This window comes from Pantoea sp. EEL5, assembly GCF_049892805.1.
In the GTDB taxonomy this organism is placed as follows: Bacteria; Pseudomonadota; Gammaproteobacteria; order Enterobacterales; family Enterobacteriaceae; genus Pantoea; species Pantoea ananatis.
Map to the genome: position 1 here is coordinate 1 of NZ_JBNDNJ010000017.1, position 830 is coordinate 830.

Consider the following 830-nt stretch of genomic DNA (forward strand, 5'->3'; position numbering starts at 1 on the left):
ATAGGGGAGCCGCAGGGAAACCGAGTCTTAACTGGGCGTTAAGTTGCAGGGTATAGACCCGAAACCCGGTGATCTAGCCATGGGCAGGTTGAAGGTTGGGTAACACTAACTGGAGGACCGAACCGACTAATGTTGAAAAATTAGCGGATGACCTGTGGCTGGGGGTGAAAGGCCAATCAAACCGGGAGATAGCTGGTTCTCCCCGAAAGCTATTTAGGTAGCGCCTCGTGAACTCATCTCCGGGGGTAGAGCACTGTTTCGGCTAGGGGGCCATCCCGGCTTACCAACCCGATGCAAACTGCGAATACCGGAGAATGTTATCACGGGAGACACACGGCGGGTGCTAACGTCCGTCGTGAAGAGGGAAACAACCCAGACCGCCAGCTAAGGTCCCAAAGTCATGGTTAAGTGGGAAACGATGTGGGAAGGCCCAGACAGCCAGGATGTTGGCTTAGAAGCAGCCATCATTTAAAGAAAGCGTAATAGCTCACTGGTCGAGTCGGCCTGCGCGGAAGATGTAACGGGGCTAAACCATGCACCGAAGCTGCGGCAGCGACGCTTATGCGTTGTTGGGTAGGGGAGCGTTCTGTAAGCCGTCGAAGGTGTGCTGTGAGGCATGCTGGAGGTATCAGAAGTGCGAATGCTGACATAAGTAACGATAAACAAGGTGAAAAACCTTGTCGCCGGAAGACCAAGGGTTCCTGTTCAACGTTAATCGGAGCAGGGTGAGTCGACCCCTAAGGCGAGGCCGAAAGGCGTAGTCGATGGGAAACAGGTTAATATTCCTGTACTTGGTGTTACTGCGAAGGGGGGACGGAGAAGGCTATATC

Annotated in this window: 1 rRNA gene; it reads left to right on the plus strand. The window is 53.7% G+C overall.

Annotation, left to right across the window (positions count from 1 at the left end):
• Positions 1 to 830, plus strand: a 23S ribosomal RNA gene (locus tag ACPXSQ_RS22970); the annotation flags it as partial.